This is a genomic window from Streptomyces sp. NPDC096205 (genome assembly GCF_044763135.1).
GTDB lineage: Bacteria > Actinomycetota > Actinomycetes > Streptomycetales > Streptomycetaceae > Streptomyces.
In genome coordinates this window covers 12,860-27,925 of the sequence record NZ_JBIWFS010000004.1, presented here as the reverse complement: position 1 = coordinate 27,925, position 15,066 = coordinate 12,860, and the positions used below count along the sequence as shown (strand labels likewise).

The 15,066-nt window shown below is 72.6% G+C and carries 17 protein-coding genes; 8 read left to right on the top strand and 9 right to left on the bottom strand.

Annotated elements, in window-relative coordinates; translation table 11 throughout:
* Positions 1-108 precede the first annotated feature (108 nt).
* A complete protein-coding gene (locus ACIQ6Y_RS16275; RefSeq protein ID WP_404038484.1) occupies positions 109-462 on the bottom strand; it encodes a VOC family protein in 354 nt (117 codons plus the stop codon).
* A 63-nt stretch (positions 463-525) separates the two neighbouring features.
* Between ACIQ6Y_RS16275 and ACIQ6Y_RS16270 the strand changes: the two genes are divergently transcribed.
* Positions 526-1,395 (top strand): universal stress protein, encoded by an 870-nt coding sequence (locus ACIQ6Y_RS16270; RefSeq protein ID WP_404038481.1) that lies wholly within the window; start codon positions 526-528, stop codon positions 1,393-1,395.
* 13 nt (positions 1,396-1,408) lie between these two features.
* Here ACIQ6Y_RS16270 and ACIQ6Y_RS16265 read toward each other — a convergent pair whose 3' ends face one another.
* The 3 genes from ACIQ6Y_RS16265 to ACIQ6Y_RS16255 all read right to left on the bottom strand — a co-directional run bounded on the left by ACIQ6Y_RS16265 (position 1,409) and on the right by ACIQ6Y_RS16255 (position 4,145).
* Positions 1,409-2,644, bottom strand: a complete 1,236-nt coding sequence (locus ACIQ6Y_RS16265) for a DUF4032 domain-containing protein (protein ID WP_404038479.1) — start codon at positions 2,642-2,644, stop codon at positions 1,409-1,411.
* A gap of 43 nt (positions 2,645-2,687) precedes the next feature.
* A complete protein-coding gene (locus tag ACIQ6Y_RS16260) occupies positions 2,688-3,455 on the bottom strand; it encodes an MBL fold metallo-hydrolase (RefSeq protein WP_404038476.1) in 768 nt (255 codons plus the stop codon).
* Between the two features lie 69 nt (positions 3,456-3,524).
* On the bottom strand, positions 3,525-4,145 hold the full coding sequence (locus tag ACIQ6Y_RS16255) for an alpha-ketoglutarate-dependent dioxygenase AlkB (RefSeq protein WP_404038474.1): 621 nt from the start codon (positions 4,143-4,145) through the stop codon (positions 3,525-3,527).
* A 106-nt stretch (positions 4,146-4,251) separates the two neighbouring features.
* Between ACIQ6Y_RS16255 and ACIQ6Y_RS16250 the strand changes: the two genes are divergently transcribed.
* Together ACIQ6Y_RS16250 and ACIQ6Y_RS16245 are read left to right on the top strand one after the other, a co-directional pair.
* Positions 4,252-4,881, top strand: coding sequence for a TetR/AcrR family transcriptional regulator (locus ACIQ6Y_RS16250; RefSeq protein ID WP_404038471.1), 630 nt, complete (start codon positions 4,252-4,254; stop codon positions 4,879-4,881).
* A 31-nt stretch (positions 4,882-4,912) separates the two neighbouring features.
* Complete coding sequence (locus tag ACIQ6Y_RS16245) at positions 4,913-6,586, top strand: FAD-binding dehydrogenase (RefSeq protein WP_404038468.1); 1,674 nt, start codon at positions 4,913-4,915, stop codon at positions 6,584-6,586.
* 94 nt (positions 6,587-6,680) lie between these two features.
* Here ACIQ6Y_RS16245 and ACIQ6Y_RS16240 read toward each other — a convergent pair whose 3' ends face one another.
* Together ACIQ6Y_RS16240 and ACIQ6Y_RS16235 are read right to left on the bottom strand one after the other, a co-directional pair.
* Positions 6,681-7,034 carry a DUF488 domain-containing protein gene (locus ACIQ6Y_RS16240; RefSeq protein ID WP_404038466.1) on the bottom strand — a complete coding sequence of 118 codons (354 nt, stop codon included), beginning with the start codon at positions 7,032-7,034 and terminating at the stop codon, positions 6,681-6,683.
* Between the two features lie 90 nt (positions 7,035-7,124).
* Entirely contained in the window at positions 7,125-7,379 is a 255-nt protein-coding gene (locus ACIQ6Y_RS16235; RefSeq protein ID WP_404038463.1) for a WhiB family transcriptional regulator, read from the bottom strand.
* Between the two features lie 207 nt (positions 7,380-7,586).
* On the opposite strand from ACIQ6Y_RS16235, the gene ACIQ6Y_RS16230 reads away from it, so the two are divergent.
* From ACIQ6Y_RS16230 to ACIQ6Y_RS16215, 4 genes are all read left to right on the top strand, one after another.
* Positions 7,587-8,060, top strand: a complete 474-nt coding sequence (locus ACIQ6Y_RS16230; RefSeq protein ID WP_404038460.1) for a carboxymuconolactone decarboxylase family protein — start codon at positions 7,587-7,589, stop codon at positions 8,058-8,060.
* Positions 8,061-8,286: 226 nt separating this feature from the next.
* A complete protein-coding gene (locus ACIQ6Y_RS16225; protein ID WP_404038457.1) occupies positions 8,287-8,547 on the top strand; it encodes a hypothetical protein in 261 nt (86 codons plus the stop codon).
* 263 nt (positions 8,548-8,810) lie between these two features.
* Entirely contained in the window at positions 8,811-9,794 is a 984-nt protein-coding gene (locus tag ACIQ6Y_RS16220) for a hypothetical protein (RefSeq protein ID WP_404040054.1), read from the top strand.
* A 115-nt stretch (positions 9,795-9,909) separates the two neighbouring features.
* Positions 9,910-11,253, top strand: coding sequence for a SpoIIE family protein phosphatase (locus tag ACIQ6Y_RS16215; protein ID WP_404040051.1), 1,344 nt, complete (start codon positions 9,910-9,912; stop codon positions 11,251-11,253).
* On the opposite strand, the gene ACIQ6Y_RS16210 is transcribed toward ACIQ6Y_RS16215, so the two are convergent.
* The gene (locus ACIQ6Y_RS16210; protein ID WP_404038454.1) at positions 11,240-12,166 is read right to left on the bottom strand and encodes a LysR family transcriptional regulator ArgP; all 927 of its coding nucleotides are present in this window, start codon (positions 12,164-12,166) and stop codon (positions 11,240-11,242) included. The genes ACIQ6Y_RS16215 and ACIQ6Y_RS16210 overlap by 14 nt on opposite strands.
* Before the next feature lie 66 nt (positions 12,167-12,232).
* Here ACIQ6Y_RS16210 and ACIQ6Y_RS16205 point away from each other — a divergent pair, with 66 nt between their 5' ends.
* On the top strand, positions 12,233-12,847 hold the full coding sequence (locus ACIQ6Y_RS16205; RefSeq protein WP_404038451.1) for a LysE/ArgO family amino acid transporter: 615 nt from the start codon (positions 12,233-12,235) through the stop codon (positions 12,845-12,847).
* 1 nt (position 12,848) lies between these two features.
* Here ACIQ6Y_RS16205 and ACIQ6Y_RS16200 read toward each other — a convergent pair whose 3' ends face one another.
* Complete coding sequence (locus tag ACIQ6Y_RS16200) at positions 12,849-13,304, bottom strand: cyclic nucleotide-binding domain-containing protein (RefSeq protein WP_404038449.1); 456 nt, start codon at positions 13,302-13,304, stop codon at positions 12,849-12,851.
* Between the two features lie 258 nt (positions 13,305-13,562).
* On the bottom strand, positions 13,563-15,029 hold the full coding sequence (locus ACIQ6Y_RS16195) for an aminotransferase class I/II-fold pyridoxal phosphate-dependent enzyme (protein ID WP_404038447.1): 1,467 nt from the start codon (positions 15,027-15,029) through the stop codon (positions 13,563-13,565).
* Positions 15,030-15,066 lie beyond the last annotated feature (37 nt).

Below are 15,066 nucleotides of genomic sequence, written 5' to 3'. Positions count from 1 at the left end.
TCTCCCACCCCGAGCGCTCGTACCTGCGGCGCGGTTCCCCGCCGCCGCGCCGGCTCCCGGCCCATCGTAATTTCGATCGTCTTCTTCCGCTCGGTCATGGGCGGGCCGTCACGGCCTTCTCTCGCGCAGGACGCAGAACTCGTTCCCTTCCGGATCGGCCAGTACCACCCAGGGCTGCTCACCCTGCCCGACGTCCGCGTGGCGGGCGCCCAGCGCGAGCAGCCGCTCCACCTCGGCGCTCTGGTCGTCGGGGCGGAAGTCCAGGTGGAGCCGATTCTTGCCGGTCTTGCCCTCCTTCACCGGCTCGAAAATGATTCCGGGAAGACTTTCTGAGGTCGGGCGGATCTCGAACTCCTCCCAGGAGTCGTTCAGCACCTCCCAGCCGAGCGCCTCGGCCCACCAGCGGCCCAGGGCCACCGGGTCGGCCGCGTCCATGACGACTTGCTCCCACTGCAGGCTCATGAAGGCAGCGTAGTGAAGACTGACCGGGCAGCAGCACATGAGCGACGAAGGAGGGCGGTCGGCATGACGAGGCCGATCACGGCAGGCGTCGACGGATCGGACGAGAGCCTCGCGGCCCTCGCCTGGGCGGCCCGCGAGGCCGTACGGCGGGGGCGGCCGCTGCGGGTCGTACAGGGGTGGGAGTACGAGCCGCACGAGGCGCTCGACGGGGACCGTGACACGCAGGCGCGCTGGGCGGGCGAGGCGGTGTCCACGGCCGCGCGGAAGGCCGCCGAGCGGCACCCCGGCCTGGAGGTGACCGCCGACGCCGTCGAGGGGCCCGTCGTCGACCTGCTGGTGGCCGCGGCCGCCGAGGCCGAGCTGCTGGTGCTGGGCTCGCGCGGACACGGCCCCGTGGTCGGGTTCCTGCTCGGCTCGGTGGGCCAGCAGGTGATCGCCGAGGCCGCCCGGCCGGTGGTGCTGGTGCGCGCCGGGGACAAGGCGTCCGCCGAGGTCGCCGGGCACGAGATCGTGGTGGGGCAGCAGGGCGGGGTGGAGGACAGCGCGGCCGCGCTGGGCTTCGCCTTCGAGACCGCCGCCGCCCGCGGGGCGACCGTACGGGCGGTGCGCGCCTGGACGCTGCCGCCGGTGTTCGCCTACAGCCCCGGCTCCCTGAAGCTGCTCGACGACGCCGGCGGCCCCGAGCCGTTCGAGCGCAAGGCGCTGGCCGAGGCGCTGCAGCCGTGGCGGGACCGTTTCCCCGATGTGCACGTCGTCGAGCACATCGAGATGGGCAGCGCCGGTCAGGTGCTGCTGTCGGTGGCCGCCCGGGCGCAGCTGGTGGTCGTCGGGCGGCGCGCCCACCGCACCGCCGTCGGCGCCCGCATCGGCTCGGTCGCCCACGGCGTGCTGCACCACGCGCCCTGCCCGGTCGCGGTGGTCCCGCCGGCCTGACCTCGCCCGTGCCTCACTCGTGCGAGGGGGACTCCAGGGTCTCCCTCGCCTTGGGCAGAATGTTGTCCACGTAGTCCTTGACCGCCGTGTCGATGCCGATGTCGTGCTGGGCGCGCTCGGACAGGAACCAGCGGTGCTCCAGGAGCTGGTGGTAGATCTCCGCCGCGTCCATGGTGCCGCGCAGCTCCAGCGGGACGGCCCGCACGGTCGGCCGGAACACCTCGCGCACCCACCGGTGCGCCAGCACCTCGGGCCGGGCCGCGAGCGGGTCGCCGGGGGCGTAGTCGTCCTGGGTCGCCATCCAGCTCTCCAGGTCGTTCAGCAGCCGCCGCGCCTGGTTCTCCTCGGTGTCCAGGCCGGTCAGCCGCAGCAGCTGGCGCTGGTGGTGGCCGGCGTCGACGACCTTGGGCACGAAGGTCACCGTGTCGCCGTTGGAGGAGTGCTCGATCTGCATCTCGGCCACGTCGAAACCGAGGTCGTTGAGCCGGCGGATACGGCGCTCGATGTAGTGGTACTTGCCCGCCGGGTACACCGAGACGCGGGTCAGCTCCTTCCACAGCTCGCCGTAACGGGCGCAGATCTCCATGCCGAACTCGATGGGGTCCACCGACGGGTGCAGCGCCCCCGACGCCTCCAGGTCCAGCAGCTCGCCGCTGATGTTGACGCGCGCAAGATCCAGGTCGTAGTCGCGCTGGCCGGGGCTGAGCCGGGCGTGCAGTTCGCCGGTCTCGGCGTCCACCAGGTAGGCGGCGTACGCGCCCGCGTCCCGCCGGAACAGCGTGTTGGACAGCGAGCAGTCGCCCCAGGCGAACCCGGCCAGGTGCAGCCGGACCAGCAGCACCGCGAGGGCGTCCATGAGACGGTGCATGGTGGCCGGGCGCATCGTCGTCTCGAACATCGAGCGGTACGGCATCGATCCGCCGAGGTGACGGGTGATCAGCACCGGCTCCAGCGGCTCACCGGAGGTGTCCTCCCGCCCGGTGACCACCGCGAGCGCGTCCACCGCCGGGATGCCGAGGCGGTCCAGGTCGCGCAGCAGCTCGTACTCGCGCAGCGCGGGCCGCTCGGCGAGCTCCTTGACGGCGACGACCTCGTCACCGGCGCGGGCGTAGCGCACGACGTGGCGGGAGATACCGCGCGGCAGCGGCACGAGGTATTCCTCGGGCCAGTCCTCCAGCGGCACGTGCCAGGGGAGTTCGAGGAGCAGGGCCGGGTGCTCCGGGTTGGTGGCGCTGATGTGCAAAGCCATGGCCCGACCCTAGACGCAGCCCGCCGGTCCCGGAACGGCCCGTTCACCTGCCGGAACGGGCCCCTGGCACGGCGTGTTCGCGGGCCCGGTCCGCGGCCGCCCGGACCGGGCCGCGGTGCGCGGGGCCGTGCCCGGGCAGCAGCAGTTCGCCGTCCAGGGCCCCGATGGTCTCCAGCGAGGTCAGGGCGCGGGCGCTCTCGTGGTGGAACATGTCCAGCAGCATTTGCGGCCCCTCCAGGCGGGAGGTGGCGTGGCCGGTCACCAGGGCGTCCCCGCCGAGCACCGCGCCGCGGTCCGGCAGATGGAAGACGCTGTGGCCCAGGGTGTGGCCGGGCGTGTGCACGGGCACGGGCCGGCCGGGCAGGTCCAGCGGGCCGTCGGACGGGAAGGCCGCGGGGGAGGCGACCGGCACCTTCACGGTCCCGCCGGCCCTGAGCGCGTGCACCGCCCACGGCAGCACGCCCGGTCGCCAGCCGTTGGCGAGGACCGTGCCGACGTTCACCTGGTGCAGGAACTCCCGGCGCGCGTGCGGGACTTCGGCGTCGTGCAGATACACCGGCGTGCCGTAAGTGGCGCGCAGATACTCGGCGGAGCCCAGATGGTCGTTGTGGGCGTGGGTGATGAGGACGGCCGCGACGGCCTCGGGCGCGCTGCCCACCTGCGCCAGCGAGTCGAGCAGCCGCTCCCGGTCGCCGGGATAGCCGGTGTCGACGAGCGTGACGGCGTCACCGTCCTTCAGGATGACCCAGTTGGTGTTGCTGCCGTGCACCAGATAGGTGTCGTCGGCGACCTGCTGCACATCGGCGCGCATCTTCGTCCCGCGTGGTGAGGTGGGATCGGGCGGGGGACAGCAAAGCAGATCACCGCCGCCGACGGCACCTCAGCGCACTCCCTGCGGCCGGAACTGGATGCTGATCCGCGGTCCCGTCGCGCGCGTGCTCTTCGGGATGCAGTGCTCCCAGGTCCGCTGGCAGGAGCCGCCCATGACGATCAGGTCGCCGTGCCCGAGCGGCCGGCGCACCGCCCTGCCGCCGCCCATGGGCCGCAGCAGCAGATCCCGGGGCGCCCCGACGGAGAGGATCGCGACCATCGTGTCCTCGCGCGCGCCGCGCCCGATGCGGTCGCCGTGCCAGGCCACGCTGTCCCGGCCGTCGCGGTAGTAGCACAGCCCGGCCGTCGCGAACGGCTCGCCGAGCTCCTCGGCGTAGTGCGCGGTGAGCGCCTCGCGCGCCTCGGCCAGCACCGGGTGGGGGAGCGGCTCGCCCGCGCCGTAGTAGGCGAGCAGCCGCGGGACGTCCACGACATGGTCGTACATCTGGCGGCGCTCGGCGCGCCAGGGGACCTCGGCCACCAGCTGTTCGAACAGCGCGTCGGAGCCGGTCAGCCAGCCGGGCAGGACGTCGATCCAGGCGCCCGAGCCGAGCACCGTCCGGCGCAGCCCGTCGAGCGGGCCGAGGGCCAGCCGGTCGGTCTGGTCGAAGAGGGAGCTCTGGAGGTGCATGGATCCAGCGTACGCCCTGATTCGAATATGCGTTCTATGAGGGCGGGGTCTTTCGATACAGCGGTGTATCGGATACGTTCCTGTATCGAACGAAGGGCGGCGGACCATGGCGACGGAGCCGAAGACCGGTGGACGGACGACCAGACGCCGGGTGAACACGCGGGCGAACCTGCTCGACGCCGCGTTCGCCGTGTTCGCGGCGAAAGGCTTCGGACGAGTCTCGATCGAGGAGGTCTGCGAGGCCGCCGGCTACACCCGGGGCGCCTTCTACTCGAACTTCTCCAGCCTGGACGAGCTGTTCTTCGCCCTCTACCGGCAGCGCGCCGAGCTCATCGCCGAGCAGGTCGCCGGAGCCCTGGCGCTCGACGGGCCGGACCTGGACGTCGCCCAGTCGGTGGACCGCGTCACCGAGGTGCTGCTGCTCGACGTGGACTGGCTGCTGGTCAAGACGGACTTCCTGGTGCACGCCGCCCGTGACCCGGCCGTCGCCGAGACCCTGCTGGAACACCGGGCCGGGCTGCGCCGGACCATCGCCGACCGGCTCTTCCGCGCGCGCGGCCACACCGAACTGCCCGCCGTCCTCGCAGACGTGGACTCCGCGGCCCACGCGGTGGTCGCCGCGTACGACGGCGTCACCGTCCAACTGCTGCTGGACAAGGACGCCGACGGCGCCCGCGCCTGGCTCAGGCAACTGCTCACCGCGCTGCTGACCGACGGCAGCGGCACAGCCCACTGAGGGCCCACTTCAGGGAAGGGAACGCTCGCCCATGGACGCGGACGTCATCGTCGTCGGAGCCGGCCTCGCCGGACTGGTCGCGGCGCACGAACTCACCAGCCGGGGACGCCGGGTCGCCCTGGTCGACCAGGAGAACCCCGCCAACCTCGGCGGACAGGCCTACTGGTCCCTCGGCGGGCTCTTCCTCGTCGACTCCCCGGAACAGCGGCGCCTGAAGATCAAGGACTCCTTCGACCTCGCCTGGAACGACTGGCAGGGCAGCGCCCAGTTCGACCGCATCGACGACGAGGACTCCTGGGCCGTGCGCTGGGCACGCGCCTACGTCGAATGGGCGGCCGGAGAGAAGCGCTCCTGGCTCGACGGGCACGGCATCAAGCTGCTGCCGACCGTCGGCTGGGCCGAGCGCGGCGACCTGCGCGCCGACGGACACGGCAACTCCGTGCCCCGCTTCCACATCGCCTGGGGCACCGGCACGGGCGTGGTCGAGCCGTTCGTCGCGTACGCCGAACAGGCCGCGCGCGACGGGCTGCTCACCTTCCATCACCGCCACCGCGTCGACGAGCTGGTGATCGAGGACGGCACCGCGCGCGGGGTGCGCGGCACGCTCCTCGCCCCCGACGACTCACCGCGCGGCGTCGCCTCCAACCGGGAGACCGTGGGCGAGTTCGAACTGACCGCCCAGGCCGTGATCGTCACCTCCGGCGGCATCGGCGCCAACCACGACGTCGTCCGCCGCTACTGGCCCGAGCGGCTCGGCACCCCGCCCGCCGAGATGGTCACCGGCGTCCCCGCCTACGTCGACGGCCGCATGCTCGACATCAGCGCCGACGCAGGCGTCCGCCTGGTCAACCGCGACCGCATGTGGCACTACACCGAGGGCCTGCAGAACTGGGACCCCATCTGGCCCGGCCACGGCATCCGCATCCTGCCCGGCCCGTCCTCCCTGTGGTTCGACGCCGTCGGCCGCCGTCTGCCCGACCCCTGCCTGCCTGGCTACGACACCCTCGGCACGCTCAGGCACCTGCGCACCACCGAGGACATCGCCGGATACGACCACTCCTGGTTCATCCTCACCCGGAAGATCATCGAGAAGGAGTTCGCGCTCTCCGGCTCCGAGCAGAACCCGGACATCACCGCCAAGGACAAGCGGGCCGTGCTGCGCGCCCGTCTCCTCGGCAAGGGCGCCCCGGCCCCGGTGCAGGACTTCGTGCGCCACGGCGCCGACTTCGTGGTCGCCGACACCCTGGAACAGCTCGTCGAGAAGATGAACGCCCTGACGGAGAAGGCGCTGTTGGACGCGGGCGCCCTGCGCCGCCAGATCGAGGCCCGTGACCTCCAGCTCGCGGGCCCCTACAGCAAGGACGCGCAGATCCAGGGCATCCACAACGCCCGCCGCTACATCGGCGACCGCCTCGGCCGCGTCGCCACCCCGCACCGCATCCTCGACCCCGAGGCCGGGCCGCTGATCGGCGTCAAGCTGCACATCCTCACCCGCAAGACCCTCGGCGGCATCCAGACCGACCTCGACTCCCGCGCCCTCGGCCTCGACGGACAGCCCGTCGAGGGCCTGTACGCCGCCGGAGAGGTCGCCGGCTTCGGTGGCGGAGGCGTCCACGGCTACAACGCCCTGGAGGGTACGTTCCTCGGCGGCTGCCTCTTCTCGGGCCGCTCGGCGGGCCGGGCGGCGGCGGGGCAGACGGGCTGAGCGGGGCGGCAGACGGGCTGAACGGGGGTCAGCGCCTTTCGAGAAGAAGGCCGCGTGGCTTCAGCCCCTTTTTCGAGAGGGCAGCCGCGCGGCTTCAGCCCTGTTCGAGGAGCCGGACCAGCACCGCCGCATGGCTGTGCTCCGGCTCCTTCGACGCCGTCAGCAGCGTCACCGGGCCCCGCTTTGCCGACTCCCTTACGCCGTCCAGGAGTTCGGCCGCCTCAGGCGTGGCCAGCTCCGCCTCGTAGCGGCGCGCGAACTCCTCGTACGACCCCTCGCCGGCGTGGTACCAGCGGCGCAGCTCGGTGGACGGGGTGAGGCCCTTCGGCCACTCGTCCACCCGGGCCGCGTCCTTCGAGACACCCCGCGGCCAGAGCCGGTCGACCAGGACGCGCACGCCGTCGTCCGGCTCCGGGGGCTCGTAGATTCGGCGTACGCGCACGCTCACGCAGGACCCTCCTCGGCCGACGGCTGCTGTCCGGAGCGTAACCCGGCCCGCCCGCGCCCGTTCCGGCTCGCTCGGCCGACCGGGTGTCCCTCACGCCTCCCGCCGCTGACCTGCGCGACGGCGCCGCAGCAGAAGCCGCCGCTCGCTCTCACTGGTTCCGCCCCACACTCCCATTCCCTGCGCCGTGTCCAGCGCGAACTCCAGACAGGCCTCCCGCACGGGGCAGCGCGCGCACACGCCTTTGGCCTGTTCCGTCTGCAACAGCGCAGGCCCCGAGGTGCCTATGGGGAAAAAGAGGTCGGGGTCGTGGTGGCGGCACTCGGCACGCTCTCGCCAGTGGTCCATCGGTGTCACCGCACTCCTCCAAGCCCTCCCGAATGCATTTACTCGCCCTCGGGTGACCTGTCCGCGGTGGGCGAAACCGGAATTTCGGGCGGCTGCGCCGGATCGGCCGGAACGAGACCCAGGTCACACTCACCGATGTCACAGGGCGACGGGGTCGTCTCGTCCTAGGGGTGTAGCCGACGAACAACGCTGAAGGAGCACATCCCGATGGAACCCCGTATCGACGCCCGTGCCAGCAAGGTCGCCATGAACGTCGTCAAGCACCTGGTCGCGGCGAACAAGGCGCTCCACGACTCGGGCCTGCCCGTCTCCACGCAGGAGCTGATGAAGATCCGCGCCAGCCAGATCAACGGCTGCGGCTTCTGCCTCGACATGCACGTCAAGGACGCCGCTGCCGCCGGTGAGGACCCGGTCCGTCTCGCCCTGGTCGCCGCCTGGCGGGAGGCCACCGTCTTCACCGAGGCCGAGCGCGCCGCCCTGGAGCTGGCCGAGCAGGGCACCCGCATCGCCGACGCGGCCGGCGGCATCCCCGACGACGTCTGGGCGAACGCCGCCAAGCACTACGACGAGGACCAGCTCGCCGCCCTCGTCTCCCTGATCGCGATCATCAACGCCTTCAACCGGATGAACGTGATGATCCAGGTGCCCGCGGGCGACTACACGCCGGGCCAGTTCGGCTGAACGGAGCGCGGGTCCACGGCGGCCGGCCGAGCCTCGGCGACGTGTCCGGCCGCCCGCCCGACGCGCCTGACGTCGGCGGGCTTCGGCGGCCCGGCCCACGAAGGTGCCCCGGCTTGCTGGTGTCGGCCTTCCTCCAGGCCGCGGCAGGCCCTCGACTTCCCTTGCGCGCGGGGGAGTTGCGGGTGCAGGGGTACGGCGGTACGGGGCGGGGGAGGAGGGCCGGGGCGTGGGACCTGCCTTGGTTTTCGTGCACGGGACCGGCGCCCCGCGCGACCCCGACGCCGAACGGGCCTCATGGCTCGCGGCCCTGCCCTTCGGCGCCCGCCGCGCAGGCCACTCCCGCCAGGCCTGCTCCCCGATCGGCATGCGCACGGTCGTCCTGCCCCGCCCGCCGGCCACCCCCGACCGTGTCGAGAGGTGGCTCAACGCCTGGGACCGGGACGACATCATCGCCCTGCGCCCTCTGCTCGAGAGGGCCTCCGCGTGAGCGCGCCCCGGCTGCTGCTGGTCGTGGCACCCCAGAACGCCGCGCTCGGCCGGCTGGCCGAACTGGAGGGTGCCGCCCATGCCTTGGCCGAGACCCTCTTGCGGGACGACCTCGGCGGGTGCGCCCCCGCCGGCGCCGACGGAGCCGTCCTGCTGTACGGGGCGGACGCGACCAGGGCCCGTATCGAGGCCGCGGTACGGGCCGCCGCCGAACGGGCGGGCGAGAGGGGCGCGACCCTGGTCCTGGCGTTCCTCGGGCACGGAATGGCCGGCGGCCGCTCCGAGCTGTACCTGATGGGCAGCGACGCCCGGCCCGACGTCGTGGGCACGGCCGTGAACGTCGGACATCTCGTCGTCCTGGCCGCCGAACAGCCCGGCGTCGACGGGGTGATCGCGCTGGTCGACACCTGCCATGCCGCGCGAGCCGTGCCCGACGTCAAGTTCCTGGTGGCAGGCGTGCGCGGCGGGTGCACCCGGGTGTCCCTGCTCATGGCCTCCGGTGCGGACCAGCAGGCGTACGACCTCGTCTTCAGCCGGCGTCTCGTCGACGTACTGCGCCAGGGTCTGCCCGGAGCGGGGGAGCGGGCGGGGGTCGCGGCCGTCAAGGAGGCGCTGCGGCTGCTCGTCCACGGCCAGGACGTGGTCAGCCTGGAGCACGACGGCGACCACTTGGCCGCGGAGGGCCTCTGGCTGGCGCACAACGCCCGGCGCGCAGGCGGCGACCGCCCCGGCCCCGGCCCGCTCGGCGCCGACGACCTGCGCAGGCCTCCCCGTGCTCCAGCTCATCCGCCAGGAGCTCGTCCCCGAGGCCACGGTCGCCGACCTCGCCGAGCTGATCACGAGCGACCTGGTGACTCTGCATCCCCAGGACGACGGCACTTTCGTGATCACCTTCCGCGAAGGCGCGGAGGAGCACCTCAGACGCCTCCTGCCCCAGCACCAGGCCTGGCGCCTGTGCGCCCTGCTGGAGAAACACGTCGACACCTCCGGTGTACCGGCGGTCCTCCACGACCCCGACGCCCTGCGGCTGCTGCCCGCCGAGGCCAGGCCGTTCGGCGAGGCGGCCAGGGACGCGCTGCGGGCGCTCGGGGTGGGGGGTGGCGACTCGGATGTGGCGGAGATGGTGCGGGCCGTCGAGTCGGCGACGGCACGGCTCGCAGGGGACGACGACGTCGAGGGGATCGCGCGTGCCCTGTACGAAGCGGCTGTTCCGGCGTTCGCGGACGATGTGGTGCTGTGTGTGCATGACCCGCTGCCGACCGACGGAGACCTGCTGGCCGCCAGGGTGCTGAGCCTGTTCCCTCCGAGCGACGACTTCCCGGCGTTCACCGCGGCGCTCCCCCACAGCGCCCTGACCTGGGCGATGACCACGCCGGAGCCCCTGTTCGCGGACTCACAGAGCGGCGCCCAGGCACTCGGCGACCTTCTCGGCCCCGGGCGGCCGACGGTCGGCGGCAGCCGGGCCCTCCTGGCACCGCTCTACACCGAACGCCATGTTTTGGGCCTCGCAGTCTTCCTACGGGGGAAGTCCCGGGCGCCGTTCCGTACCGACGAGCTGTCGACCGCCGCTCGACTGGCCGCGCACACCGCGCTCGGCGTCCAGGTGACGACCCTGCACCGCCGGGAGGTAGCCCGCGTGCTGCAGCGCGGCATGATGCCGCCGAGCCTTCCGCAGACGAGTGGAGTGGACCTGGCGGCACGCTATCTGCCCGCGACCGGCACGGCCGAAGTGGGGGGCGACTGGTACGACGCGATCCCGCTGCCGCACGGTCGCGTGGGACTGGTCGTCGGAGATGTCATGGGCCGTTCGATCGGAGCGGTGAAGGCCATGGGCAATCTGCGTACGGCCGTGCGCGCGCTGGCCGCCGGCGACCCGGCGCCGCAGGAGCTGCTGCGGCATCTGGACACGCTGACCCGTCGCATCGAGCCCGACCGCCTGGCGACCTGCCTCTACGCCGTCTGGGACCCTGCCATCCGGCGGCTGTCGATCGCCGCCGCAGGGCACCTCCCGCCGATCCTGGTGGAGCCCGACGGCAGAACCGGGATCCTGGACGTGCCGACGGGTCCACCGCTGGGCGTGGGCAGTGCAGTTCCGGAGGCCGTCGAGGTGGAGGCGCCCGCCGGGTCGACGCTCGTGCTGTACACCGACGGTCTGGTGGAGTCCCGGACGCGGGACGTGTCGATCGGCCTCCAGCTTCTGTGCGAGACCCTCGGCGGCACCGGCCCTGATGGGCTCTCGTCCCTCGACGCCCTGTGCGACGAGGCGCTCGGCACGCTCCCGGCCGGTGACCGGGACGACGACGTGGCCCTGCTCGCCGCGCGGTTCCCCGGCCCCGCGGCGGACCGTGTCGAGCAGTGGGTGCTGGACGCCACCCCCCGTTCGCCGGCCCGGGCCCGGCACCTCGTGCGCATCGCGCTGGAACGCTGGGGACTGGAGGCGATCGACGACCCGGTGCTGCTGCTCGTCAACGAACTCGTCACGAACGCCGTGATCTTCACGTCAGGCCGCATCACTCTGCGGCTGGTGTACACGGACGTGCTGCGCTGCGAGATCGGCGACGACGTCCGGGAGCCGCCGCGCCTGAAGAAGGGGGGCATGGGGCTGTACCTGGTCGAGAGGCTCTCGCAGCGGTGGGGCAGCCGCCCGGCTGGCACCGGCAAGGTGGTGTGGTTCGAGTGCGACCCCCCCGAGGTCACGCCCCCCTGACCGGCCCCTGGTGCAGGGCCCGCGCCGCCTCCTCCACCACCGCCCCCGCCAGCACGGCCAGCGCGGGCGAGTCGAGTTTCCACTGCTGCCAGTACAGCGGCACGTCCACCGGCCGGTCCGGGGCGAGTTGGACCAGGCGGCCCGCGTCGAGCAGGGGACGGGCCTGGGACTCGGGGACCATGCCCCAGCCGAGGCCCGCGGCGACGGCCTCGGCGAAGCCCTCCGAGGTGGGGACGTAGTGGCGGTCCGTGCTCGCGGGCATGCCCACCAGGCGGTGGACGAAGCCGTCCTGGAAGTCGTCGCGCCGGTCGAAGACCACGACCGGGGCGTGCGGGAGCACCTGCGTGAGCGGGCCGGCCAGATGGCGGGCGGCGAAGTCCGGGTGCGCGGCGGCCAGATAGCGCATCCGGCCCAGCGGGCGCACCGAGCAGCCCGGCACCGGGTCGGGAGAGGACGTCACCGCGGCCATCACGCGTCCCTCGCGCAGCAGCGCCGCCGTGTGGTCCTCGTCCTCGCGGTGCAGCTCGAAGAAGAGCCGGGGTTCCTGCCGTACGCGGACCAGGGCCGGCAGGAACCAGGTCGCCAGCGAGTCGGCGTTGACCGCCACCGACACCCGGGTCGCCTCCCCGGCCCCGCGCATGCCCAGCTCGGCACGCGCGTCCCGCTCCAGCCGGGCCAGCTGGCGGGCGAACCGCACCACGACCTCGCCCGACTCCGTGGGGCGTACCGGCTTGGTGCGCAGCAGCAGCACCCGGCCGGTGCGCTGCTCCAGCGCCTTCACCCGCTGGCTCACCGCGGACGGCGTGACATGCAGCGCGGCCGCGGCCGCGTCGAAGGTGCCCTCGTCCACCACCGCGAGCAGGGTGCGCACCTGGTCGAGGGGCAGTTCCGGCAACCCGGCATCCGTCTTCATGAACGCTAAAGATACGTAAGAATCTTTAGCTGTACGCGCAGTGATCGCTTCTTTAACGTCGACGCCATGAGCAACGCACTGTCCGCCGCCGCCGCGGGTTTCGGCACCGGCCTCTCCCTTATCGTCGCCATCGGCGCCCAGAACGCCTTCGTCCTGCGCCAGGGCATCCGCCGGCACGCCGTCCTCGCCGTCGTCGGCATCTGCGCCCTGTCGGACGCGTTGCTGATCACGCTGGGTGTGGCCGGGGTCGGCGCGGTGGTGGTGGCGTGGCCGGGCGCGCTGACCGCGGTCGGCTGGATCGGCGGGGCGTTCCTGATCGCGTACGGCGTCCTCGCCGCACGCCGGGTGCTGCGGCCGCAGGGCGCGCTGAGCAGCGAGGGAGAGACCACGGGGTCACTGCGGCGCGCGGTGCTCACCTGCCTGGCGATGACGTGGCTGAACCCGCACGTCTACCTCGACACCGTCTTCCTGCTCGGCTCCATCGCCGCCGACCGGGGCCCGCTGCGCTGGACGTTCGGGCTCGGTGCCGCGCTGGCCAGTCTGTGCTGGTTCGCCGCGCTCGGCTTCGGCGCCCGGCTGCTCAGCAGGCATCTGGCCCGGCCGGGCGCGTGGCGGGTGCTGGACGGTCTGGTCGCCGCCACGATGATCACCCTGGGCGTGCTGCTGATCGTAGGCAATTGACTCAGACGACGCCCCGGCGGTGCATCGAGTACTGCTCCATCAGCTTGTTCCGGGTGGACTCCAGCCGGTGCGCGAGGATTTCGGAGACGATCCGCACCAGGGTCAGCCCGAGCTGCGGGTCCTCCTCGCACAGTTCGAGCACGGGCTGCGCCTCGAACTCGTAGGCCCGCACGGGACTGAAGGCCTCCGCACCGAAGTCCCACTGGTACGGCGGGAAGAGCCAGGACCAGCCGAGCAGGTCGCCGGCGCCCAGGCTGGCGACGGTCACGCGCTGGAGCGACGTCACCCGCTGGTCGAGGGAGACCGCGCCGGAGCGGATGACCCAGAACCGGTCGGCCGTGCCGCCCGCCTCGAAGATGCGGGTGTCCTCGGCGAAGGACACCTCCCGGGCGAGCGCCATCAGCCGCTCGCGCTGCGGCGGGGGAAGGGCGGTGAGCAGTTTCGTCGCTTTGGTCATGGCGCGGGGCTCCTGCCGGGAGACGTTCCGGTGTTTTCCCTACGCCCATTTCAGCCGCGGTCGGCCGGAAGAGCACCTCGACGGAACGGGTTTCCGCGTCAGGGCAGAAAAAAGCCCTGGCCGGACGGGGGAAACCAGCCAGGGCAGATCATGGAGCGGTTCGGAGGACTCGGTCGTCGATTCCGTGACCACTTATGAGTGAACGATAAACCATTCACGAGCGCGTAACCCTCTGGAAACCGGGTGGAGTGACGGATTTCACTTCGTGACGCGGATGTGCTCCAGGCTGGGATCGGCCGCGTCGGGCAGGTTCATGCCCGCAGCGAGGCCGGAGCGCAGATACCGCAGCACCGGCTCGGTCAGCCGCTCGCCCGGCAGCACGGCCGGAATCCCCGGCGGATACGGCGTGATCATCTCCGCCGCGACCCGGCCGGCCGCCTCCTTCACCGGCACCTGCTCGGCCGGGCCGAAGAACGCGTCCCGCGGCAGACACGCCTGCGCCAGCCGCAGCCTGGCCGGCTCCGGCACCTCGACGTCCGGCGCCGCGGGCAGCCCGGGAGCCGCCCGTGCGAGATCCTTGAGCGCCATGACCAGCTCGCCGGTCGTCGCCTCGTCGTCGGCGTGCGTGATCTGCGCGCCGATACGGCGGTGGTCGGTCAGATGCGCCTCGATCTCACGGTGCTCACGCAGCCAGTCGGCCGCCTGGTAGCCGGTGATGCCGATACCCGACACGTCGATCACGCCCGGCAGCGGATCGACGTCGTCGGCCAGACCGGGCCCGCGGTACTCCTCCCGGCCCTCCATGCGCAGCCCGTCGATGTCCTCAACGGCCTCCCGCACCCGCGCCGCCAGCTCCAGCGCACCGCCCATCAACTCCCGGCCGCGCAGCATCATCTGACGGCGCCAGCCGTCCATGCCGGCGTAGATCAGCACCGACGGGCTGGTCGTGCCGAGCAGATCGGCACGCATCTTCAGCAGCTCGGGGGGCACCAGATCGCCGCGCAGATGGAACACCGAGCCCTGCTCCAGGCCGGAGCCCATCTTGTGGATGCTGGTCACGCAGATGTCCGCGCCCGCGTCCATCGCCCAGGACGGCAGATCCGGGTGGAAGGGCAGATGCGCGCCCCATGCCTCGTCCACGATCAACGGCACCCGGCGCCGATGGCACGCCTCGGCGATCGCGCGCAGATCCGCGCACGCGCCGTACGGCGTCGGGCTCGTCACCAGTGCGCCCTTCGCGTCCGGCCGGCGCTCCAGGGCCTTCTCGAACTGCTCGGCGGACGGCGGGTGCGCCAGATGCCGCTCGGCGTCCCAGCGGGGCTCCACCCACACCGGCTCGATACCGGAAAGGATCAGCCCCGACACCACCGACTTGTGCGCGTCCCGCCCGATCAGCAGCGGCTCGTGCGGCCCCGCCACGGCGAGCATGGCCGCCTTGACCGACAGGGAGCTGCCGCAGGTGGTGAAGAACGTGTGGTCCGCGTGCACGGCATCGGCCATCAGCTCCTCGGCCCGCTCGAGCACCCGGCCCCGCGTGAGCCGGTCGTCCAGCCCGCCCGACGCCAGGACGTCCCCGAGGAACACCGCGTCCCCGAGCACCGCCCGCACAGCGGGGTCCGCCCCGCGCGCCTGTTTGTGCCCGGGCGGTGCGAACGCCAGCCTGCCCGAACGGTGGTAGTCGGCCAGGGCCTCCAGGACCGGTGCGCGTGTGTGATCGGCTGTCATGCGCGGCGGGTTCCCGGAGGCGCCGAAGACAATCAGC